This window comes from Dyadobacter pollutisoli, assembly GCF_026625565.1.
Taxonomy (GTDB): Bacteria; Bacteroidota; Bacteroidia; order Cytophagales; family Spirosomataceae; genus Dyadobacter; species Dyadobacter pollutisoli.
Window position 1 is genome coordinate 663369 of the sequence record NZ_CP112998.1, and the last position, 22210, is coordinate 685578.

The 22210-nt window shown below is 48.9% G+C and carries 20 protein-coding genes; 11 read left to right on the top strand and 9 right to left on the bottom strand.

Annotation, left to right across the window (positions count from 1 at the left end; genetic code table 11):
- Positions 1-30: 30 nt before the first annotated feature.
- Entirely contained in the window at positions 31-405 is a 375-nt protein-coding gene (locus ON006_RS02925; RefSeq protein WP_244823618.1) for a nuclear transport factor 2 family protein, read from the bottom strand.
- Positions 406-486: 81 nt separating this feature from the next.
- Positions 487-1146: a DUF1684 domain-containing protein gene (locus tag ON006_RS02930; RefSeq protein WP_244823619.1), complete on the bottom strand. Its 660-nt coding sequence runs from the start codon at positions 1144-1146 to the stop codon at positions 487-489.
- Positions 1147-1331: 185 nt separating this feature from the next.
- Here ON006_RS02930 and ON006_RS02935 point away from each other — a divergent pair, with 185 nt between their 5' ends.
- Together ON006_RS02935 and ON006_RS02940 are read left to right on the top strand one after the other, a co-directional pair.
- Complete coding sequence (locus ON006_RS02935) at positions 1332-1709, top strand: response regulator (RefSeq protein WP_149638454.1); 378 nt, start codon at positions 1332-1334, stop codon at positions 1707-1709.
- Between the two features lie 7 nt (positions 1710-1716).
- On the top strand, positions 1717-2478 hold the full coding sequence (locus ON006_RS02940) for an MBL fold metallo-hydrolase (RefSeq protein WP_244823620.1): 762 nt from the start codon (positions 1717-1719) through the stop codon (positions 2476-2478).
- Positions 2479-2538: 60 nt separating this feature from the next.
- Here the strand turns inward: ON006_RS02940 and ON006_RS02945 are convergent, their stop codons facing one another.
- Both ON006_RS02945 and ON006_RS02950 read right to left on the bottom strand, forming a co-directional pair.
- The gene (locus ON006_RS02945; RefSeq protein WP_244823621.1) at positions 2539-3231 is read right to left on the bottom strand and encodes a molybdopterin-dependent oxidoreductase; all 693 of its coding nucleotides are present in this window, start codon (positions 3229-3231) and stop codon (positions 2539-2541) included.
- A gap of 11 nt (positions 3232-3242) precedes the next feature.
- A complete protein-coding gene (locus tag ON006_RS02950) occupies positions 3243-4472 on the bottom strand; it encodes a DUF819 family protein (RefSeq protein ID WP_244823622.1) in 1230 nt (409 codons plus the stop codon).
- A 168-nt stretch (positions 4473-4640) separates the two neighbouring features.
- Here ON006_RS02950 and ON006_RS02955 point away from each other — a divergent pair, with 168 nt between their 5' ends.
- From ON006_RS02955 to ON006_RS02975, 5 genes are all read left to right on the top strand, one after another.
- Positions 4641-5153: a DinB family protein gene (locus tag ON006_RS02955; protein ID WP_244823623.1), complete on the top strand. Its 513-nt coding sequence runs from the start codon at positions 4641-4643 to the stop codon at positions 5151-5153.
- Between the two features lie 94 nt (positions 5154-5247).
- Positions 5248-5739, top strand: coding sequence for a (2Fe-2S)-binding protein (locus tag ON006_RS02960; protein WP_244823624.1), 492 nt, complete (start codon positions 5248-5250; stop codon positions 5737-5739).
- A 38-nt stretch (positions 5740-5777) separates the two neighbouring features.
- Positions 5778-7940, top strand: coding sequence for a xanthine dehydrogenase family protein molybdopterin-binding subunit (locus tag ON006_RS02965; protein ID WP_244823625.1), 2163 nt, complete (start codon positions 5778-5780; stop codon positions 7938-7940).
- A gap of 20 nt (positions 7941-7960) precedes the next feature.
- Positions 7961-8302, top strand: coding sequence for a TfoX/Sxy family protein (locus ON006_RS02970; protein ID WP_244823626.1), 342 nt, complete (start codon positions 7961-7963; stop codon positions 8300-8302).
- A complete protein-coding gene (locus tag ON006_RS02975; protein ID WP_244823627.1) occupies positions 8302-8790 on the top strand; it encodes a YdeI/OmpD-associated family protein in 489 nt (162 codons plus the stop codon). The genes ON006_RS02970 and ON006_RS02975 overlap by 1 nt, the downstream gene beginning before the upstream one ends.
- Positions 8791-8860: 70 nt before the next feature.
- Here ON006_RS02975 and ON006_RS02980 read toward each other — a convergent pair whose 3' ends face one another.
- The 3 genes from ON006_RS02980 to ON006_RS02990 form a co-directional block, all read right to left on the bottom strand.
- The gene (locus ON006_RS02980) at positions 8861-10423 is read right to left on the bottom strand and encodes a phosphatase PAP2 family protein (RefSeq protein ID WP_244823628.1); all 1563 of its coding nucleotides are present in this window, start codon (positions 10421-10423) and stop codon (positions 8861-8863) included.
- 17 nt (positions 10424-10440) lie between these two features.
- Positions 10441-11367 (bottom strand): hypothetical protein, encoded by a 927-nt coding sequence (locus tag ON006_RS02985; protein WP_244823629.1) that lies wholly within the window; start codon positions 11365-11367, stop codon positions 10441-10443.
- 172 nt (positions 11368-11539) lie between these two features.
- Positions 11540-12091, bottom strand: coding sequence for a hypothetical protein (locus ON006_RS02990; protein ID WP_244823630.1), 552 nt, complete (start codon positions 12089-12091; stop codon positions 11540-11542).
- Positions 12092-12322: 231 nt separating this feature from the next.
- Between ON006_RS02990 and ON006_RS02995 the strand changes: the two genes are divergently transcribed.
- Positions 12323-12829 (top strand): DUF6265 family protein, encoded by a 507-nt coding sequence (locus ON006_RS02995; RefSeq protein ID WP_244823631.1) that lies wholly within the window; start codon positions 12323-12325, stop codon positions 12827-12829.
- Positions 12830-12847: 18 nt separating this feature from the next.
- A complete protein-coding gene (locus ON006_RS03000) occupies positions 12848-13375 on the top strand; it encodes a DinB family protein (RefSeq protein WP_244823632.1) in 528 nt (175 codons plus the stop codon).
- A 63-nt stretch (positions 13376-13438) separates the two neighbouring features.
- Here ON006_RS03000 and ON006_RS03005 read toward each other — a convergent pair whose 3' ends face one another.
- Positions 13439-13906, bottom strand: coding sequence for an RES family NAD+ phosphorylase (locus ON006_RS03005; protein ID WP_244823633.1), 468 nt, complete (start codon positions 13904-13906; stop codon positions 13439-13441).
- Between the two features lie 2 nt (positions 13907-13908).
- Positions 13909-14343: an Xre family toxin-antitoxin system antitoxin gene (locus ON006_RS03010; protein WP_244823634.1), complete on the bottom strand. Its 435-nt coding sequence runs from the start codon at positions 14341-14343 to the stop codon at positions 13909-13911.
- A gap of 324 nt (positions 14344-14667) precedes the next feature.
- On the opposite strand from ON006_RS03010, the gene ON006_RS03015 reads away from it, so the two are divergent.
- Both ON006_RS03015 and ON006_RS03020 read left to right on the top strand, forming a co-directional pair.
- Positions 14668-18723 carry a hybrid sensor histidine kinase/response regulator transcription factor gene (locus tag ON006_RS03015; protein WP_244823635.1) on the top strand — a complete coding sequence of 1352 codons (4056 nt, stop codon included), beginning with the start codon at positions 14668-14670 and terminating at the stop codon, positions 18721-18723.
- Between the two features lie 350 nt (positions 18724-19073).
- Positions 19074-22199 carry a SusC/RagA family TonB-linked outer membrane protein gene (locus tag ON006_RS03020; RefSeq protein ID WP_244823636.1) on the top strand — a complete coding sequence of 1042 codons (3126 nt, stop codon included), beginning with the start codon at positions 19074-19076 and terminating at the stop codon, positions 22197-22199.
- Positions 22200-22210 lie beyond the last annotated feature (11 nt).

Sequence of the window (22210 nt, forward strand, 5' to 3'; positions counted from 1 at the left end):
GGCTATTGCCCTCTTTGATTGCAGAATAAATTATTGTGCAGGCGCTACCTCATAGAAGAATTGCTCACTAACAATCTTCCCGTCAGCGACTTTATACAATGCAATTTCTTCCATCGGAATTCTACCCATTCCTTTGAAGGTGATATCCATCGTCAGGCTAATGGAGAAATAGTTACCCGCTACAACGGGGTCGGAAAGCTCCTGGCCATGAAACTGCTCAATCATGTCCTGAAAGTGATTTCCTTTCTGGACAATCTTATCGAGTCCCTGCACAATGGTTTCTCCGGGAGATCCTTCCGGTTCGATGCTGAGGGCATCATCTGAATATAATTCCTTTTGCGCCTGCTCATATTGGTTCTCGCGGCATAGGGCTACCAGGCGTTCTGCAATTTCAGTCGTTGTCATGACGTGTTGTTTTATTTGAATGGAAATTTAGATATTTCCAAGCCACAAGTTTCAGGTTTAACATAAATATTTTGTTAAATCTCACTCATGCACAGCAGATTCGGTCAGCTCGCCGGCCTGGATGGGTACTGTGAGCGTGTTCTCGGCCGGTGGGACAGGACATGCATAGCTGGACTGGTATACGCAGTAAGGATTATAGGCCTTGTTAAAGTCCAGAACGATGACATTATTCTTGATTTCTGAAAGCGGATAATCCAGGTAACGCCCGCCGCCATAGGTTTCTTTACCGCTGGTTGCGTCCCTGAACAGAACCGAGATCACGCTTTCATTTTTTAGCAGCAGCAGCTTTTGAGGCTTACCACCGACGGTAAAATTGGCATAGCCGTATTTTTCGTATTTTTCAGAAGTACCGTCCGTATATTTGACTATCACCTCCTTATCCTCCTTCATGTAAGGGGAGATATTGGCTTTAATGCGAAATGTCAGATCCGGCTCAAAGTAATGCAACCCGTGAAAGCTGGCTTTGTCGGCAATGGGGGAGTCCTCGGTGGTTTTGAACTGTTCATCTTTGGCGGCGCGCTCCTGCTGGATCTTGGTTTTATACTTTTCAGGGCTGGCCGCGATCAAATCTTCGGCGGAAGAGCCCGCGCTGAGGCCAGTGAAATTTTCTGCTACAAAATATGCCAGGATTGCGATGACCATCGCGATCGTGCTGTATCGGATTACTTTATTTTTGAACATACCGGGTCTATGATTGTAAACGGATTACAAACTTACACCCGAAAGGCAGCTTTGAAAAAGTATAGGATGTTTATTTACTTTTTTATGATAATTTTGAAACTTCACACCCGGGCTGTTTGCGATGTTGGTTGAAATATACCTAAATTGACCTGGCAAATTATTAAACACAATACCTGACCCATCATATGTCATACACAAAACGAGTACTCATTGCCGAAGACAGTTCAGTGATTCAAAATCTGGCAAGGAAGATTCTGGAATTTCAACATTACGAGATCACTTCGGTGAAAAATGGAGAACAAGTATTGCAACTCCTTGAAAAAGAAGATTTCGATATCATTTTGCTGGATATCAATATGCCTGTGATGGATGGAATGGAGTGCGCAAGAAGCATTCGTAAGTTGCCAAACGAGAAGAAAGCCAAAACACCGATTGTGGCCATAACAGGTAATGCCAAGAATTACTCTGAGGAAGATTTCAAAGAAGCAGGATTTGATGATGCGTTGATGAAACCGTTAAATTTTGACCGCTTGGTTGAAGTGGTTGCGCATTTGACAGAATAAAAACCTGATGAGGATTACATTTTTAGGAACCGGCACCTCGCAGGGAATACCCGTTATTGCCTGCGAGTGTGCCGTTTGCCGTTCTAATGATCAGCATGATAAGCGTTTACGGACTTCCGTTTGGATACAGGCCAACGGCAAATCCTTTGTCATAGATACCGGCCCCGATTTTCGTCAGCAAATGTTGAGGGCCAATGTGAAAGAGCTTGATGCTGCGATTTTTACACACCAGCACAAAGACCACACCGCCGGCCTGGACGACATCCGCGCATTTAACCATCGTCAGCAAAAGGATATGCCCTTGTATGGCAGACTGGAAGTGCTCAACCAGATCCGGAGCGAATTTGCCTACGCTTTTTCTGAAAAACGCTATCCGGGCGTCCCGCATTTCGAGCTGCACCCGATTGAAAACCGTCCCTTTGAGATCGAAGGAGTCCGGTTCATTCCTATCGAAGTCATGCATCACAAGCTGGCTGTTTACGGCTACCGGATCGGGGACTTCACCTACATTACCGATGCTAATTTTATCTCCGAAGAAGAGCAGCAGAAAATAATAGGCTCGCAGGTACTGGTCTTAGATACCCTGCAAAAAGAGCCGCATTTGTCTCATTTTACGCTTTCGCAGGCGCTGGAGCTGATCGACAAATTGAATGTGCCCCAGGCTTATCTGACCCATATCAGCCACAAGCTCGGCCTGCATGCAGCCGTTGAAAGCGAATTGCCGCCGCACGTCAAGCTGGCCTACGACGGGCTGATGCTTGATTTTTAGAAACGCGAGACTTGGCAAGTCTGTGCGACCCCGTCTCCAAGACTTACCAAGTCTTCCTTCCTAGCTATACCGGTCATTGCGCCAGGGATAGGCTGTATTGGAATAGCCTCTCAATTCCCAGAATCCCAGTTCATTGGAAGACAAAAACTCGATCCGGCTGATCCATTTGCTGCCTTTCCATGCATAAAGCTGGGGGGTGATCATCCTGACCGGCCCGCCATGATCACGTTCCAGGGGTTTGTTGTCTGCCGTGTGAACCAGCATTACATCTTCTTTTAATGCTTCCTCCAACGAGAGATTGGTCGTGTATTTATCATAGCCGTAACATAATATATGTGTCGCCGAAGACTTGGGTAGCACCAACGCGGCAAGATCAGCCAGGCGGACCCCTTTCCAGGGAACATCCATTCGCGACCAGGTGGTAACACAGTGAAAGTCGCTGGTATCCTCGGTTTGCGGCAGCGCCATGAAATCATCCCAGGTTAATGTAACGGGGGATTCTACCTGGCCATCGATGACCAACTTCCATTTCTGATGCGAAATATCAGGCTTGAAACCCAAATCCAGTACCGGCCATTTATTGGTTTGGATTTGCCCGACGGGCAGTTTGGGCATGCCATGGCGGTTAATTTGACCACTACCCATCGGTTTTGGATCCGAAACGGAGGGCGTACCTGCCATTTGATCTTCAAAGCGGGCTTTCAGCTTCATGCGCGCCTCCACGATTTTGTCTAATTTGCTTTTTTCTTCCATGTTTCAAAAAATTAACCTGCGCTGACCCATTGCATCATTAAAGCCGTCAGGTAACCGCCATAGGTACCGATTGCATACCCTAATATAGCGAGTAAAACGCCAACTGGTGCCAATGAAGGGTGAAAAGCCGCTGCTACCACAGATGCCGAGGCCGAGCCGCCCACATTGGCCTGACTTCCCACGGCCAGAAAAAAGAATGGTATTTTAAGCCATTTACACACCAAAATCAAAATGATGCCGTGAATGCTGATCCAGATCAGCCCAATGGCAAAAAGGCCGGGGTTGCCGGCAACTGCTCCCAAATCCATCTGCATGCCGATGGTAGCAATGAGCACATATAAAAACACCGATCCCAGTTTGGAAGCCCCCAAGTATTCCAGTTTGCGCACCGGGGTGACAGAGAGTGCGATACCGATCAATGTAGCGATGGTAATGACCCAGAAAAAGTTAGAAGTAAGGCTATATTTGGCAAGAGCAGGATAGTTTTCGGATAGGTATGGCGTAATGATTTCGGCCAGCCCATGCGCCGCACCTGTCGCTCCGAAGCCGGCAGCAGCCAGAAAAATGTAATCGCGCATGGCAGGTGTCTTTTCATTGGCCATTTGATCTGAGTCCAGATGCTCCTTTAGCTGCTGCACCTGGCTGCTGTCGGCGCCAAGTAGCTGGTCGATTTTGGAAGCCATCCCTGCTCCGTAGATCAGCGCGGCCATCCAAAGCTCGGCGACCAGTACGTCCACAGCGACCATTTGTGAGAACAATGCGTCGCTGGGATGAAACACTTCCCGTAATGCGGTTTGATTGGCGCCACCCCCGATCCAGCTTCCTGCAATGGTCGCCAGCCCCCGCCAGACGGCGTCCGCTCCCTGGCCCGCCACGGTTTGGGGGCTTACCAGTCCCACGATCCATAGTGCAACCGGGCCGCCAATCATGACACCTGCCGTACCTGCGAGCATCGCCAGGAGTGCTTTCGGGCCAAGACTGGCCAGGGATTTCCAGTCCATTCCAATGGTGAAAAGCACCAGACATGCCGGCAGAAAATATTTGGATACCACCGGATAAAGCTGAGAAGTAGCCCCATTGACAATGCCAAAGGAATTAAGCAGGCCGGGAATAAAGTAGCAAAGCAGCAGCGGAGGAATGACTCTGTAGAATTTTTTCCACCGCGAAAGGGACGCAGTATAGAAGATAGCTGCAAGAATGAGCATCAAAAGGCCCAGTACGACCGCGTCGTTTGTAATCATTATCTCAGATTCAGGGTCAGCAAGTGGTTAATGGGTAAAAATAGCTTTGTTTTTGGTTAAAATAGCCATCAGCCGCCAATGTGATCATTTCTTATCTTTTAAAAAATTTCTCGAGACTGGCGATCCATGTGGGCTGCTAAGTTGTTATCCTTGAAAAAACCTAGAACCATGATCATCTCAGAAGAAACAAAATCAGCTACGGCCGACAGGCAATTATTTATCAAAATGGTAGTTTCCAACTGGGAGCTGCAAAATCAAAGATTCAATGGCCTGATCGACAACTTGTCGGATGAGCAAATGTTATTGCCTGTGGCTGCGGGAAAAAACAGGGCCGTCTACCTGCTGGGCCACATGATTGCAGTCAATGACGGAATAATTCCGCTGCTGGGACTGGGAGAAAGGCTATTTCCTGACCTGGAAACACCTTTTGTCAAAAATCCCGATGATATAACCGCGCAAATCCCATCGGTAGCAGAATTAAGAGGCAACTGGGTAGAATTAAACAAAACACTTACGGCTTATTTCAATGAAATGTCGGCCGATGAGTGGTTTACCAAACACAGCGCGATTTCCGAGGAGAATTTCGCCAAAGAGCCGCATCGCAACAAGCTTAACATTTTGATCAACAGGACCAACCACGAGGCATATCACCTTGGACAACTGATTTTTTTGAAACCCTGACTATGATCCCAAAAGGATTGTAATTGTGGGATTTTTACGATATTTTTCATGATTGATCATCAAGCTCACTTCAATATTTGATCACCTTCATACTATGGCGAATTATAACTTATTGGTAAATGGCAAAAGGGTAAAGGTCGATGTCGAGCCTGATATGCCTTTGCTTTGGGTAGTACGGGATTTTGTGGGGTTGAAAGGGACGAAATTTGGTTGCGGAATGGCCTTGTGCGGTGCCTGCACGGTGCACTTGAACGGGCAGCCCACCCGCGCCTGCCAGACGCCTGTGTCCAGCATCGGAAAAAATGATAAGATCACGACCATCGAAGGAATCGGGGACGGCAAAATGCATATCATCCAGAATGCCTGGATCGAAGAGCAGGTTCCTCAATGTGGCTACTGCCAGTCCGGACAGATTATGTCTGCCGTGGCTTTACTGAAAGCGAATCCCGATCCGACCGACGCGGATATTGACGCTGCGATGAGCGGAAACCTTTGCCGCTGCGGTACTTACGACCGGATCCGGAAGGCCATTCACCGTGCTGCGGGAGAAATGAAGGTTTCGGAAAGCGGAATTGGAAAAAGGTAGTTTACGAAGTGATCATCAAACCTTAGCCCCAGAAGACATTGGAAAATATACAAACCTCACGCCGCGATTTTATCAAAGCCTCGGGCCTGGCCACATTTGGGCTGGCACTGGGCATTTCAGGATTTACCAGGGATGCGGCTCTGAAAAAAATCACGCCCGCTATTTTGAGGCTGGAAATCAATCCCTTTATCATCATTGATACCGCCGGCAACATTACATTGGTCAATCCGCGCCCGGACATGGGACAGGGTTCTACCCAGGCTGTTCCGTCACTTCTGGCCGAAGAGCTGGAAGTAAGCCTTGAAAAAGTCCTGATCGTTCAGAGTGACGGTATGGGTAAGTACGGCAGCCAGACTTCCGGGGGAAGCAGCTCGGTCAGGGAGCTTTGGATGCCGATCCGGAAAGCCGGGGCAGCGGCCCGGGAAATGCTGACGAGCGCCGCCGCAAAAAAATGGAATGTTCAGGTGAGCGAATGCACCGCCGAAGATGGAAAGATACTCCACAAGGCAACCGGCAAAAGCCTGACATATGGTGAGCTGGCCGACGATGCTTCCAAACTGGAAATCCCCAAAGACCCCAAGTTAAAGGAGGCAAAGGATTTCAAGATCATTGGCAAATACAATAAAAGACTTGACGTCCCCGAGCGCGTCAATGGCAAGGCCGTTTACGGAATTGACGTGGACATTGAAGGGATGGTTTATGCCAGCATTCTGCATTCACCTGCTATACACGGTAAAGTGGTTTCCATTGATGACTCGGAGGCCAAAAAAATAAAAGGGGTTTTGCAAATCATCAAAACCGAGCGTACGATGCCCCACCGCAGCTCAGAGGCGGTAGCGGTGGTGGCTACCAACTGGTGGGCTGCTTTGAAAGGGAAAAAAGCCCTGCGTGTACAATGGGACAATGCAGGTTATGAAAAATCATTGACTACCGCCAGCTATTTTGCCCAAACTTATGAGGCCGCCCAAAAAGAAGGCATCAATTTCGAGGAAAAAGGTGACTTTACCGCCAAATACGCAGCAGCTAAGGATAAGCTGCAAGCGCAGTACGAAACGCCTTTTCTGGCGCACGCCCCGATTGAGCCGGAAAATGCCGTAGTGCATGTGAAAGAGGATGGCTCGGTGGAAATTTGGGCGCCTGTGCAGGGGCCTGACTGGGCGCTTCGTGACGTCTGCGGCTATTTAAAGATTAAGCCTGAGCAGGTGAAAATCAATGTGACGCTGCTCGGAGGAGCCTTCGGCCGGAAGGCTTACCACGATTTTCTTCTGGAAGCGTGCCACATTTCAAGGGAGCTTAAAAAGCCCGTTAAGGTGATCTGGACGCGGGAGGATGACATTACACAGGGGCCTTATCGCCCAGGAATGCTGAGTCACTTGCAGGGTTTTGTGGAAGACGGTAAAATCACGGGCTATCACCATCATGCGATCGGGGAGTCGATTGTGAGCCAGGTCTTCAAGGGATTAAAAGACGATGAAGCAGATCCCTGGCTGAGCGAAGAGATCAGTACCGGTAACAATAAATATCATTTCAGTTCGGCCTCAAAAGTGAGCTGGACGCATGTGAAGACGGATATTCCCGTGGTCTGGTGGCGCTCGGTATATGCTTCCAATTTCGGCTGGGGTCAGGAATGTTTCATTGACGAGCTGGCGCATCTTGCCAAAAAGGACCCATTGAAGGCCCGGTTGGAAATACTGCCGGACGACCGTTTCAAAAAAGTGCTCGAAACCCTGGCTGAAAAAGCGAATTGGGATGAAAAACTTCCTGAGGGCACTGGTAAAGGCATCGCTGTCTTTAAGTCATTTGGCAGTATATCAGCTTGCTGTATCACGGTTTCCAAAAGCGGGCAGGGCGTTAAGATCGATAAGGTGATCTCCGTTATTGACTGCGGTCATTATGTGAATCCCGATAATGTCAAAGCGCAGACGGAAGGCAATATCGTCATGGGGATCACGGCCGCCATTAAGGACGGTATTACCTTTACCAATGGCGTTTGCGACCAGAGTAACTACCATCAGTACAATGTGCTCAGACTCAATGAAACGCCGGCCATGGAGGTGTATATCGTCGATAGCGGGGCTGTTCCGGGAGGAGTAGGGGAGCCGGGATTACCACCGGTGGCACCTGCACTGGGCAACGCGGTTTTTGCTGCTACCGGAAAAAGGCTGCGCAAACTACCCTTTAACATTACTAATCTGGCCTAAATCAAATCATTGCTGCGTGTATGGCTTATGATGAAAAGCTGGCTAACCGGATCCGGGAAGCATTGATCGATCAGGCAGATGTGGCGGAAAAAACCATGTTCCAGGGACTTGGATTTATGGTGGAGGATAAGCTCTGCATCTGCGTGCGCAACGATGTTCTGCTTTGCCGCATCGGGCCGGATGCCTATGAGGCTGCCCTGGAGATGAATGGGGTGGCTCCTATGATACACAACGGTAAAATGATGAAAGGCTATGTTTTTGTAAGCCCGGAAGGTTACCTGCAAAAGGATGCTTTTGATGAGTGGGTCCGACAGTGCCTGATTTTCAATAAAGTGGCTAAATCATCCAAAAAGAAAAAGTAATGCAAAGGCCACTGGTCGATCAAAAATATAAGCTGGAAAAAATTCAGGGAAAAGGCGGCTGGACCTATGTGCTCATTGCAGAAGTACCTCCAAGTAAGAGGGCCCGTTTCGGTTGGGTAAAGGTCAAGGGAAAAATAGACGATTTTGAACTGTTTAGCTACCGTTTAATGCCGATGGGCAACGGCATGCTTTTCCTTCCGGTACGGGCTGAGATCAGAAAAAAGATCAAGAAAAAAGAAGGCGACTGGGTGCATGTTACTTTATATGAAGACCAAACGCCGCTGGACGTTCCCCAGGAGCTGCTGGACTGCCTGCAAGACGAGCCGCGGGCTTATGAAAACTTTATGGCATTACCCGAAGGCGCTCAGAAAGAATACCGGGACTGGGTGTATGCTGCCAAAAGGGAGCAGACAAAAGTAGACCGGATCGCCAAAATGATCGATATGCTGCTGAAAGGGCTCCGATTGACAGGTAGTAAATATCTGTGAAGTTATTTTAGAAACAAAAAAGCCTTACTGGTCAACCAGTAAGGCCTTTTTGTTGGGATTCAGGTCAGTATTATTGCGCTCCGTCAGCTTTGGCGCGCTGCACGGCATATTCACCGACTTTGTGACCCGATGATAAGCCGGCGTCACAGTCGAAGCGGTAATGGATTAATCCGTAAATGCGGGAAACCGAAGCTTCAAGGGCCATCGCGTCGAGTTTTTGTTTTTCAGCAGGGAAAATATAGGCCAGCAGTTCAGCCGCAGCGCCCGAGAAAGTCGAATGTCCCGACGTGTAAGAAGGGAAGTTGGGCAAGCCTACCGAAGTTTTTACTTTGCTATCCATCTGGTTAGGACGCGGGTAGTAAAAATAGAATTTGGCATCCCAGCAGGCAATCCCCGCATCCTGCAATGCAGTACCCAGCAGCGCAAGCGTGCGGGCCGTACGTACTTCACTGAAATTGTTTTTGTGACACAGATCGGCGCCCCTGCGGTGCCAGTGGCCCGGAGGCGTATAGCTTCCTACCCCGTCTGACCAGAAACTTGCAATTTTAGCCTGCTCGCGGGTCTGATTTTTGGCAATATCACGCAGCTCGTCCATGTTCTTTGTGAACTCGGCGCTTCCTATAGCCGGAGGAGGAGTGGGGCGCAAAGTTGGAAGGGTTGCTTTATCAAAGTTCCATGGCGTAACAAAGCCATAGGTCGGAAGCATAGGAGGGCGCTTAGGGAATTCCTGGCTGAGCCAAACCTCAGTGGTACCAATGGTTTTGGCATTGGCAATCATTTCAGCTGTTTTAGCCTGGTTGTTGGCCGCGCTCATACCGTCCGTCTTGGCCCTGGCCATTACTTTGGCGCCTACTGCTTTACCCAGTTCCGCTCCTGCGAGAATATCACTTTCCACATTCATACCCGCCCAAAGACGGCTGTTTTTATGCTGGGCGAGTTTTTCTTCCAAAAACGGTACCTCGCCCGGGAACATGGCTTTCAAAACAAGGAATGAGGCCTCTGCTACGACCGCATCTTCGGATGGATAGGAGGGCAGGTCGGTAACGGGAAGGAGCGTCTTGATGGACTCATCCGTTTTCGAAGGCGCTTTGCGGTTATACTTCAATTTGTAATTCCATGCGCTGATCAATGCGTCGTACTGGGCCACGCTCAGGTAGGCCAGTGCACGCGCCGTATAAGGCGGGTTGGCAAAAGGAAACTTGGGGTCAGCCAGTGGGTTGGCAGCATCGGGCAAGGGATACTTACCGTCTTTGTCAGACGCTGGCGGCGTATTGTAACGCGCGGCCAGCTCTCGGCCAATTTCGTTCCAGCGAAATACCGCGCCCGCTCCCCAATAATTAACCTGTTCCTTTTGCTGCGGTGTAACAGCGGCGGCAATGTCTTTGAGTTTTTTGAGCTCGGTTTTGTAGTATTCAGAAGTAACGGCCGTGGGCGTTGCCACAGCCACCTCGCTTGTCGATGTCAGCACATAAGGTTTCCAGTTGCCGGCATCCTGATCCAGACTTGAAGGTGTATTAACGCCCGCAACGGGTTCGTCTACGGTTTTGGTACACGAAGAAACGACCGTTACAAGCAGTAGCAATGCTTTGGCGTAGCTGAAATCAAAGCCGCCGAATAGGTTTGTATTTTTCATTAGAATCAAGTGATATTTTATTTTTTATCTGCTTTCGCGTAACGGAACTGGTAAAGCACACCAATGGAGTACGAGGTGCTTTTGCCCACGTTGGATCCTTCAATGACTTTGGAGAATCTCGCATTCACACCGATGTGTTTGGGTTGAAATTTGGCATACACACCTACCTGCGTAGATTTCATGTTGTTGGTAGGAAATGGCATATCGTTCCTGCGGATATTATCCCCTCCATCACAGGCGCCATGTTCCAGAAATCCTTCCGCCTGGATCCCTTTTTTGAGGTAACCCAATCTGATCGCGCCATCGTAAGCGTTGGGGACACTCACTTCATTGGAATTGTACAACTGCTCGTCAGCCTGGTAGGAATCGCGGTCGATTTTGATCTTGCTTCTGAAAATATAGCTCGCCGAAGCAGTCATGTAAATCCCGCTTTTGTGACGGTAACTGGCCAAAAGCCTTGCAGTAGCAGTTCTGCATTGCAACCCAATGGACATGGGCAGAAAATCCGGAATGTAGTCACCTACCGGAATAGAGGCTCCGCCAATGGCATGTAGCGAGAAGCCCGAAACGTTCACAAAACGGTATTTGGCCCACAGCGACGCGTCCTGAAACCCGCGCTGCCATCTCAGGTTACCTGCGCTGGTTTTGGTGCGCACATATGGAAGTCCGGCAATGATGTTCAGGTTTTTGGTAAGGCCAACGGCCAGCATGGCCATCCCTGCCTGTGTGGTATGGGTGCCAATGTTGAGGTTTTCGCGCAGCAGGGTGTTTTCCCAGTATTTATCCCAGGAACTATGGTTATAAGACACGGCCAGGCATGCCGTATTTTTAGCCATATAGACCGCGTCATGGGGCATCTGGGCGAAAGCGGAAGCAACAGGGCCAATCGTTGCGAAAAGAAGCAGGGCAAGCAATCGCTTTTTGATTCGTAAAGAATACAACATGTTGATATTTTATTTAAGGTAATGCATACGGCCGGTAGTATCTGCAAAGAGAGTCCGGCAGCTGATGGTTCAATTCTGGATTGATGACAGTACGGTCACCATATAGGTCATGCCAGCCGGCCTTCTCGGACCGAAATGACATGGGAAAAAATGGGCGGTGCCCTGGATTGGCTTAGGAAAGCTCAGGGGGAGGTGTCGACAGCAGGCTTTCGAATGAGGCATAACTCCTCTCAAAAGTGGAAGGAAGTATCAGCTGTTTTTCAGGGGAAAATTGGTTGGGACAGATCGTCAAATCCTGCGCATTGGGCAGGTAATTTTTGAGGGCGCTGCCCAGTAACTTGATCATCTTTCCATAGGGCTGCCCGGGCAAATCTGTCTGCGGGTCGGTGAGGACCTGCATGGCATTGGCCAGCTCAAAAAAATGGTCCCTGGCGGCCTGATTGGATTTCAATGTAATGTAAAGCGTGTCGTTTTCCAGCTCAACATGGGTAGGGTTATAGAAATTTCCGTCCCGTCTGACGAGTCCCTTGATATCATCGTTGATCTGGATATGGTCTGAATAAGGCAGCGAAGGAAGATGCATTTTCAGCATCCTGGTCTGGTTTTGCTCCTCGGAAACGGAGGCAACCTGATAATTTTTCTCGAAGAAAAGGATAGCAAAACTGAGCCCAAACGTATGGCAGAGCAGCAAAGCTAATAGCGCTATGGGCAACAATCTTTTCAATTCCAAGAGGATTTATATCCAAATGTAACAATATTCCCTGCAATTAAGCAAGAAAGGCATCCTAATTGATAACCGCTTGTCAGTCTGTAAAATATAGTCACCACCGGTGATTACCGGCAGGCTGCCATGGAGGTAACTTGACTGGCTGCTGCATAAGTATTTTTGATCTCAGACTGGTCCAGCCACCGATTTTCATTAATTTACGATTGCAATTCTAAAACCTGGTATAACATGAAGCGGACCGGTACATTCATCATCGGCTTACGGCGGTGGACTGCGCTATCAGCTATTTTGCTGCTGATGGCTTTTTCACAGGTAACTGATTTTACAAAGCAGGATTTTGAAAAGCTGAAACCATTGTCGGGCCTTTGGGTCAGCAAGCGGGCTAACGGTGATATCTATGAACAGTGGGCCAGGTCTTCGGACTCGGAGCTGACCGGTAGGAGCTATAAAATGATGAAAACCGATACAATGCTGCTGGAAAGCATGAAGCTGTACCACAGGGGAGGTGAGATTGTGTTCGCGCCCGTGGCTGCACGGCAGAACAATGAAAAAGAGGTGCTTTTCAAGCTGAGATCCATTGCCGGAAACGAGTTTGTCTTCGAGAATTTACAGCACGACTTTCCACAGCGGATCGTCTACCGGCTCATATCGCGCGACTCGCTACATGCCTATATTGAAGGGCAGGTCCAGGCAAAAAACAAACGAATTGATTATCCTTATAGTAGAATACATTAAAAACGATAGATTAATACCATGAAAAGATCAGACATTAACCCGATGCCACCCTTCTTTGACCGTTACATTAATCTGGTCGAGGACATCGATATTTTTGAGGCCTTTGAAAAATACACCCCCGGGCAGGTCTACTGTGAAATCTCAAAGTTAAGCGCGCTGGGCGACCAGGTTTACGCGGAAAACAAATGGACCGTTCGTGATATTTTGCAGCATGTCATTGACAATGAACGGATCATGTCCTACCGTGCTTTGCGTTTTTCAAGAAATGATCGAACCGAGCTTCCCGGTTATGATGAAGCCGTTCTGGGCGCCAATACCATGGCCGGTCAGCGCACGATCCAGGATTTGATGGAAGAATTTGAGCAGGTGCGGGCCTCTACCAAGCTGATGTTCAAATACATGAGCGAAGGTATGATCCAATGCGCAGGGACGGCCAATCAAACCCGCATTACTCCTCTGGCATTGGGATTTGTGATCATCGGGCACCCGGTCCACCACATGAATGTGATCCGGGACAAATATTTTCCATTGTTGGAGCTTTCCTGAAAGTTGGGGCAGGGCGCGCTGGAAACTGTTTTACAGCAAAAAAGTATCGATAATCATGGATGATCATCGATACTTTTTTAGAATATCCTCAATCCCAGGATCAGGAATCAGACTTGTAGTACCTACTAGTGCAACCTGCTTATAATCCGGGTGCATGGTGTTAATCACATAATTAAATGCTTCCGGCATAACTGCTGAGGGTACTTTTAGCGCAATAGACTTTGCCTCGTGGTACCATTTATCTCCTGGTGGCAAGCATGCTGAGTAGTCATTGGGACCCCTCCATGTCAGACTTAGGTTCGCTGCACTAACTTCTTCTATGGATGCAGTATCAGGAACAAAGATGAACATGATCTGAAAATCGTTGTTAAACCCAACTCCCTGTCTTCTGACCATGTTTTCAAGAAATGCCAATGGGATTGATTCGGCGGCATATAGTACTTTATTCCCAGCACTGTTCCATCTTCCCTGCATTCCGGATGCAAACAAAGATCCACCATACAATTTGTGGACAATTCTGTAAATGAGCATATTTATACCGGATATCCTTGTGCAAGTTTGTCAAGTTCTTCAGACAAAACGTCAACACCTCCGCCCGTGCCAAGCCAATCCGAAGGTTTTTCACTTGAATTCCAGAACGGTTTTTGAAGCCAATAATTGAACTCGTCCACATTGCCAAAAATCTGTTCGCCTTTTTTGAACAAGGCAATAAGCTTCAGTAAATGCTCTCCGTACAGAGGATCAAGTTTTTTTTGCGATTCTTTGTAGTTGCTGATCGTCCGGGAAGAAAGATTGATTAATGCAGCCAAATTTCTTTCAGGCATTTTAATGGCTTCGGCAAAATCATAAAAAACCTTTGGTTGCAGACCTTTGCGGGCGGAAACTACAATGGCAAAGTTAGTTGCTATGTCCAGATAAGTAAATTTTGCCTTCAGCGTACGCTCTGGCTGGTTTATTACTGATTTCATCGCGATATTTTAAACATGAGTTCCAATATAAATATATGAATTTTTTCGCTTACGAAAATGAAATTTTTCTTTTTGTGTAATTTTTAATTATGTGAGATTTTATTACCGCTCACCTGAAAGCTGGAAGCGAAGCTGATATTTGTATATTCGGTACATGGATCGGGGGCTCATTATCGTCTTATTTAATATGGTAATTATCCTACATGTTTACGTAGTCATATGACGCTCCGCTATCTCATACAAATAGTCATTACCTTTTCCTTTATCCTCCTGGGTTCTGGCTTTTTTTTGCGGGGGCAACCCTTGGATTTCAGTCACCTTTCAGTGGAAGAAAACCTTTCACAAAGCAGCGTATACGCCATCACGCAGGACGCCAACGGTTTCATGTGGTTCGGCACGCGGGATGGTCTGAATAGGTATGATTCGCGCAATATAGTGGTATACCGAAAGCAGCAGGGTAATCCAAACTCACTTTCATCCAGTTCAATTACAGCACTGCTCACTGACAGAAAAGGCCGGACATGGGTCGGGACCAGCAGCGGGCTAAACCTGTACGATCCAATCAAAGATCAGTTTGCCCGGATTTTGAGGGATACTGCCAATCCGCATTCCCTGTGGCATAACGCTATAGGCGCGCTGATGATGGATTCGTATGGTGATCTGTGGGTAGGAACCAGCCAGGGGCTCAACCGGCTGCGTAATGCAGGCAAGTTGGAGTTCGACCGGTTGTTGAAAAGAAAACCCGATGGCGATACAAAGCGCTATTACAACATCAGGGCGATATTCGAAGACAGGGACAAAACGCTGTGGATCGGGACCACGACCGGTATCACAAAAGTGACACGGCTCGCCGGCGGAGGGTTTGCTGAAAAGCACTATTCTTTGGAAAAATATAACTCGCCTGGCTATCAGCAGTCAAACTGGATCAATGCGATTGCCGAAGATCAGGATGGGAGACTTTGGCTTGGTACGGAAAAGAAAGGGATAGCAGTTTTTGACAAGCAAAGGGAAAAGGTTGTCACCTGGCAGCCGATACCGTCGATGAACACCAGTTCGCTGCCTATCAGGACGATCAGAACAGACGCCCAGGGTAACTTTTGGATAGGGGGCATGTCGGGGTTGTTTGTAGTATCCCCGGACGCCAAACACTTCAGGCATTATACCAATGTCCCCGATAACCCCCGATCACTAAGCGATCATGAGATAAGATCTATGTTTATGACCCGGGAAGGCACATTCTGGATTGGCACGCATTACGGCGGTGTTAATTATCATAATGCGCTTTCGCGCCAGTTCGGGTTTTTAAAACTTAACAGTCAGTCCGATCGGGTTGCATTCAAAATAGGAGGCCCTATGACAGCTGCGGCCGATGGGAACTTTTGGGTCGGCACCGAAGACAATGGCCTTTATCTGGTGAATAAAAATCAGCAGGTCATCAGCCACTACCGGGATAAGGGTGCAACCGGTCCTTTGCTTTCCAGCGGAAAGATCAAAAGTTTGCTGAAAGATCGTGAGCACGGCTTATGGATTGGGACGATACGGGGCCTGAATTACCTGGATTTTAAAAAGAATGAGATAACCCAATATCTGAGCAGGCCCGGCGATACCACCTCCATTGCCGATGATCGTATTTATGCGCTTTCCAGGGATGCGCAAGGCCGTTTGTGGGTAGCGACCTACCAGGGCGGACTTTGCCGGTTTGATGCTGAAAGCAAAACATTTACACGCTTCCGCACTGCGGGCGGCTCTGCGGCCGGATTACTTTCCACTAACGTAACCTCTTTGCTGCTGGACTCAGAAAAACGGCTCTGGGTAGGCACCACGAAGGGGCTATCGCAAAAGCTGGGAGACAACAAAGGCTTTGCACATTACAGGGATCTTGCGAAAGTCACAGCACCAACGGATGAAAACTATGTAAACACGCTGTTTGAAGACAGCAAAAAGCAAATATGGATAGGCACAAGAGGTTCCGGACTGCACCTTTTCGTTCCGGGTGTGGGAACAACCCGGCATTTCGATGAAAGATCAGGGCTGCCCGGGAAGAACATATTAGGCATTCAGGAGGATGCAAAAGGTAATTTGTGGATCAGCAGCGAGAATGGACTGTCTAAATTCGATACGCGACGGACTTTTACCAACTATGACAAAAACGACGGGCTGATCTGCAAGGAATACATCGCCAATTCCATTTTCAGGGATAGCCTGGGAGGGCTGTACTTTGGCGGCTTCAACGGGATCGTCCAGTTCAACCCCGACAGTATCCGTTCGAACCCGCACGTGCCGGTGTTGGTATTCACGGGATTGAAACTGTTTAATAAAAACGTACTTCCGGGTCCTGAAAGCCCGGTGCTTGCCAAAAGCATTCTCTATACAAACCATATCACCCTCAATTATCTTCAGAATGTTTTTTCCATCGAATTTGCCGCGCTGAACTACATTGAAGGCCCCAAAAACAGGTATGCGTACCAGCTGGTAGGGTTCGACACGGAATGGAACACAGTGAAGGACCCGGTGGCTACCTATATGAACCTCGAACCGGGCGAATATACATTGCTTGTAAAAGGAGCTAACAACAACGGGTTATGGAACTCCACCCCACTGCAGATGAAGGTCACGGTCCTGCCGCCGCCATGGAAAACCGCCTGGGCCTACCTGATCTACATCTGTATTTTTCTCGGCCTGCTCTATACCTGGGCGCGGTTCAACAAGGTGAAGGTGCAGCTGGGCCACGAACTGGAACTGGAACATCTGGAAAAACGGCGACGCAATGAACTGCACCAGACCAAGATCAATTTCTTTACCAATATTATCCATGAGATCAGGACACCGCTTACCCTCATTATGGGCCCGGTGGGCGAGCTGAATGAGGAATTCGGGCAAAATCCGGCAGTCCGCAAGCAGCTGCGCGTGATGAAGGAAAGTACCAACCGGCTGCGCAGGCTCGTGGAGCAGCTGCTGGATTTTCAGAAACATGAGATAGGGAACGTATGCCTGAAAGTACAAAAGCACGATCTCAACGACTGGCTGCAAATGACCTGCGACTCCTTTCATAGTTTCGCGGCGCTGCGCGGCGTAAAATTGCATTTCGAGCCGGACCCGACGGCACCGGAACTTTGGTTCGACGGCGGCGAAATGGAAAAAGTATTCCATAACCTGATAGCGAATGCCGTGAAATTCACCCCCACGGGAGGCAGGATTGCAATTAGTGTAAAAACTCCTCAGGACCTGGATGGCACGGTAGACGTCATTGTGGAGGATAATGGCATTGGAATAGGGGCGGATGATCTCAACAAAATCTTTCACAGGTTCTACCAGGCCGACAATCCCAGCAGGCACGAGTCGGGCTTTGGGATCGGGCTGGCATTGAGTAAAAATATCGTGGAGCTGCATCATGGCACTATTTTGGCCGAAAGCATGGAATCCGTCCGTGGAGAAAGGGGCTATACCCGCTTCATTATCTCATTGCCGCTTGGAAACCAGGCCTATTCCAGTGAGCAGCTCTCTTGCGTAAGCCGGGAGCAGGATTATGACAGCACGCCGGAACATGCACTGCCCGCCATGGCCGATCTGGGAAATATACTTCAAACAGAAGAGGCACAAAGTAAGAAAGTGGGGCCCCGCAAGCCTTTGGTCATGATCGTCGAAGACCAGGAAGACCTGCGTGCTTACTTAAAGGGCCTTTTATGTCAAAATTATCAGGTTATTGAAGCCCCCCACGGCTCGGCAGCATGGGCGGAGGCTACCAGCGTTTTGCCGGATCTGATCATCAGCGACGTGGCCATGCCGGTGATGGATGGCGTCGAGTTTACCAGACTGATCAAAACAGACCACCGCACAAACCACATACCCGTTATTCTGCTCACAGCCCGGGATACTGTGGCCCACCAGCTTACCGGATTTGAAAACGGCGCTGACGATTACGTGACTAAACCCTTTTATCCGAAATTACTGCTTACCCGCGTGCAGAACCTGTTGCGGTTGCGGGAGGACTTGAAGGAGAAATTCAAGCACAGGATCAGTATGGAGCCGGTCGTCAACCAAACCGGGCATCCCGACGAGCTGTTTCTAAACCGCCTGATGACCATCATCGAACAGAACCTGGGAAATCCGGATTTCAACCTGGCTGAAATGGTCAGCGAGATCGGGATGAGCAGACCGGTACTGTTGCGGAAAATAAAAATGCTCACCGGCTGCAGCACTATGGACCTGGTGCGCTCGGTCCGTCTTAAAAAAGCTAAAATCCTGCTGCGCCAGCAAGCGATGACCATTTCCGAAGTGGCCTTTACGGTAGGGTTCAGTGACCCCAAACATTTCAGTAAAACTTTCCGTAACGAATTCGGTAAGTCGCCCAGCGAGTACATCGGCTCAGCCGACTCCTGATCCCAGAATTACCCTGGATCGAGCTCTTTCATTCTAATGCACTGTTTCGCCGCCCGTTAAGGCGAAACAGTGCATTTTGTTTTTAATTTCTTGTAGAAATCTTCGCTCAGAGCATTTTTGACACCTATTTGAGCTTTTTATCCACCTCGAAAAGGTGATGAAGGGGGTAAAATTGTATTGGATTTTTACCGTGAAAAATGTTTAAAATTAAAGACAGTCGACGCGCCTTAACCCGAGCCCTGGTGGAGACCCTTCTGGTGACCTCCCTGATCATTGTATTTCTTCTTATTCTTTCCTTCCTGTTATAAAACCCATTTAAAATCAATCTACCATAAATAAAAACGAGTTCTATGAAAAAATCCTACAAGCTTTTTCCATGGCGAAGTCTGGCAGTCCTGTCCGGGATATGGCTGTGTCCGGGCTTTTCCGTTGAAGCACGAAGTAGTAGTCTGGCAAAAGTCAGGCACGAATCTGTGGTGGCCATTACGGTTACCGGAAAGATTACCGACGAGAAGGGTGCCGGTCTGCCCGGTGTGAATGTGATCGAAAAAGGTACCTCCAATGGGACGACTACCGATCCGGAAGGAAACTACATGATTTCGGTAGCAGGGGCCAGATCGGTGCTTACATTTAGTTTCATCGGTTATCTCTCGCAGGAGGCTACGGTAGACAACCGTTCGACGATCAGTATTCAGTTGGTTCCTGAGAATAAATCACTTCAAGAAGTGGTGGTGGTAGGTTACGGAAGCCAGAAGAAAGTGAATGTGACCGGGGCGGTTTCGGCCATCAAGATCGATGATAAGATCACTAACCGGTCGCTGAGCAATGTATCGTCCGGTTTGCAGGGGCTGGTGCCAGGGCTTGCCGTTAACCAGAACTCAGGTATGGCAGGCCGCAACAATGCATCGCTGGTCATTCGCGGATTGGGAACGGTCAACAATGCGAGCCCGCTGATTGTGGTGGACGGCATGCCGGATGTGGATATCAACAGGCTCAATATGAATGATATTGAGTCGGTCTCTGTCTTGAAGGACGCCACGTCCTCATCGGTTTATGGTTCCAGGGCCGCCAATGGTGTTATTCTGATTACCACCAAATCCGGTAAGGGACAGGAGAAGGCAACCATTAATTTCTCGGGAAATTACGCAGTGCAAACGCCAACCAAATCCTACGATTTCCTGGCCGATTACGCGCGGACACTCACCATTCATCAGCGGGCGGCGGCAGTCAACACGCTGCGGTCCAACTTCAACTTCAAAGATGGGACAATAGACCAATGGCTGGCATTGGGCATGCTCGATCCGGTCGCTTATCCCAACACCGACTGGTGGGACGTGATCATGCGTACAGGCTCTGTGCAGAACTACAACCTGTCGGCCTCGGGTGGTGGTGATAAATCCAATTTCTTTATTTCTGTTGGCATGATGAATGAAAAGGGTTTGCAGATCAACAATGATTATAAGCGTTATAATGCCCGTTTCAATTATGACTACAAGATCAGAAAGAACATCAATACCGGTATCAAATTCAACGGTAACTGGTCGAATCTGACCTACGCCCTGGAAGACGGCTTTACCGATGACGCTTCAACCAATACGGCCGGTTTTGACATGCAATACGCAATCCCGGGCATCCTTCCCTATGATCCTGTCACCGGATATTTTGGCGGTGTAATGGCTTACAATGAGGACCCCCAGGCCTATAACCCCTATACGCTGTACATCAACCAGCTCAATAGGCAAAACCGCCAGGAAGCCAACACGAGCCTGTACCTTGACTGGACACCGATCAAAGGATTGACTGCCCGGGTGGATTACGCACTCAACTATTATAATCAGTTCCGCTGGAATGCAAATACACCGAATCAGTCATACAACTTTCAGACAAAGTCATTCGGTAGCCGCGTGTATGTTGGGCCCAACGCAGGCGTAGGCAACTTTACCAACACAGGCTACAAAACTTTGCTGAACGGCCGGTTGAACTACAATACCACCATCGCCAAGCATCATGAGATCGGGGCGATGTTCGTATATAGCGAAGAGTACTGGTATGATCGCTATCAGGCCACTTCCCGTAACGACAGGCTGCATCCATCCCTACACGAAGTGGACGCGGCCCTTACCGATATTCAATCCACAGCCGGAAATTCATCGACAGAAGGCTTGCGTTCCTACATTGGCCGCGTCAACTACGCCGCATTTGACAAATATCTGCTCGAAGTGAACTTCCGCTCCGATGGCTCTTCCAAATTCCTGCCCGGTAGCCAGTTCGGTCTTTTCCCGTCAGCCGCATTGGGATGGCGTTTTACCGAAGAAGGTTTTATCAACCAATACACCGCCAACTTTCTTTCCAATGGTAAAATCAGGGCATCTTATGGAAGCCTTGGCAACAACAGCGGGGTGGACCGCTACGAGCAGCAGTCGACGCTGGCCGCTGGTAATTATATGGTCAATGCAGGCATCGTAAAGGGATTTATCAATAAAAAACTGGTTAATAAAAACCTCTCATGGGAGAACACGAAAGTTTTCAACCTTGGCCTCGACCTGGGCTTTCTCAACAACCGATTGTCTGCCGAGATTGATTATTACGATCGCCTCACGACTGGTATGAACCGTCCATCGGAAATGTCGATCCTGCTGACGGGTGCTTACGATGCGCCACGCAAGAATATCGGGAACCTGCGTAACCGTGGTATCGAGGGGAACCTCACCTGGCGCGACCGGAAGGGGGGGATCAATTATATGCTGGCATTGAATGCGTCTTACAACCGGACCAACCTGGAATCCTGGAATGAGTTCCTGGGCCGTGGCTACACGTTCCTGAACATGCCTTACCATTATCTTTATACCTATCAGGACCAGGGTATTGCGCAAACCTGGCAGGACGTCTACAATGCAACCCCACAAGGCGCTTCACCGGGGGACATACTGCGCAAGGATATCAACGGCGACGGACGCATTACCGACGAGGATAAGGTAGCATTCCCCAAAACGCAGCGCGACCGGCCGACGACCAACTTTGCCCTGAATGGCAATGTCTCGTGGCGCGGTCTGGATCTTTCGTTCTTAATGCAGGGTGCAACGGGCCGTAAAGATTACTGGATCAATATCTATAACAATGTCAATATTGGCGCACAGCGTTATGCATCCACGCAGGCGCACTGGGATAATCCCTGGTCGGTGGAAAACCGTGATGGCGCATGGCCAAGGCTGGGTGGCAATGCCAACCGGGAGGAAACCACTTTCTGGCTCGACGACCTGTCGTACATCCGCATAAAAAACGTTCAGTTGGGCTACAACCTTCCTGCGATGCTGACCAAAAGGATCGGTATCAGCAACTTCCGCATTTTCGCATCGACTGAGAACCTGGCGACTTTTACCAAATTCCGCGGGCTTGATCCGGAAAAGGCGGGCAACAAAAGCGATGCTTATCCTTTGAACAAATCCTATTCACTTGGCATCAACATCGGCATTTAAAACAGCTTCAT

What these genes read in the sequence shown, in the direction of transcription:
- ON006_RS03005 (WP_244823633.1), bottom strand. Translation starts at nt 13,906, where the DNA reads ATGCTCATTTACAGAATTGTCCACAAATTGTATGGTGGATCTTTGTTT.
- ON006_RS02950 (WP_244823622.1), bottom strand. Translation starts at nt 4,472, where the DNA reads ATGATTACAAACGACGCGGTCGTACTGGGCCTTTTGATGCTCATTCTT.
- ON006_RS02935 (WP_149638454.1), top strand. Translation starts at nt 1,332, where the DNA reads ATGTCATACACAAAACGAGTACTCATTGCCGAAGACAGTTCAGTGATT.
- ON006_RS02985 (WP_244823629.1), bottom strand. Translation starts at nt 11,367, where the DNA reads ATGTTGTATTCTTTACGAATCAAAAAGCGATTGCTTGCCCTGCTTCTT.
- ON006_RS03010 (WP_244823634.1), bottom strand. Translation starts at nt 14,343, where the DNA reads ATGAAATCAGTAATAAACCAGCCAGAGCGTACGCTGAAGGCAAAATTT.
- ON006_RS03000 (WP_244823632.1), top strand. Translation starts at nt 12,848, where the DNA reads ATGAAAAGATCAGACATTAACCCGATGCCACCCTTCTTTGACCGTTAC.
- ON006_RS02930 (WP_244823619.1), bottom strand. Translation starts at nt 1,146, where the DNA reads ATGTTCAAAAATAAAGTAATCCGATACAGCACGATCGCGATGGTCATC.
- ON006_RS02980 (WP_244823628.1), bottom strand. Translation starts at nt 10,423, where the DNA reads ATGAAAAATACAAACCTATTCGGCGGCTTTGATTTCAGCTACGCCAAA.
- ON006_RS02970 (WP_244823626.1), top strand. Translation starts at nt 7,961, where the DNA reads ATGGCTTATGATGAAAAGCTGGCTAACCGGATCCGGGAAGCATTGATC.
- ON006_RS03020 (WP_244823636.1), top strand. Translation starts at nt 19,074, where the DNA reads ATGAAAAAATCCTACAAGCTTTTTCCATGGCGAAGTCTGGCAGTCCTG.
- ON006_RS02925 (WP_244823618.1), bottom strand. Translation starts at nt 405, where the DNA reads ATGACAACGACTGAAATTGCAGAACGCCTGGTAGCCCTATGCCGCGAG.
- ON006_RS02960 (WP_244823624.1), top strand. Translation starts at nt 5,248, where the DNA reads ATGGCGAATTATAACTTATTGGTAAATGGCAAAAGGGTAAAGGTCGAT.
- ON006_RS02995 (WP_244823631.1), top strand. Translation starts at nt 12,323, where the DNA reads ATGAAGCGGACCGGTACATTCATCATCGGCTTACGGCGGTGGACTGCG.
- ON006_RS02955 (WP_244823623.1), top strand. Translation starts at nt 4,641, where the DNA reads ATGATCATCTCAGAAGAAACAAAATCAGCTACGGCCGACAGGCAATTA.
- ON006_RS02945 (WP_244823621.1), bottom strand. Translation starts at nt 3,231, where the DNA reads ATGGAAGAAAAAAGCAAATTAGACAAAATCGTGGAGGCGCGCATGAAG.
- ON006_RS02975 (WP_244823627.1), top strand. Translation starts at nt 8,302, where the DNA reads ATGCAAAGGCCACTGGTCGATCAAAAATATAAGCTGGAAAAAATTCAG.
- ON006_RS02940 (WP_244823620.1), top strand. Translation starts at nt 1,717, where the DNA reads ATGAGGATTACATTTTTAGGAACCGGCACCTCGCAGGGAATACCCGTT.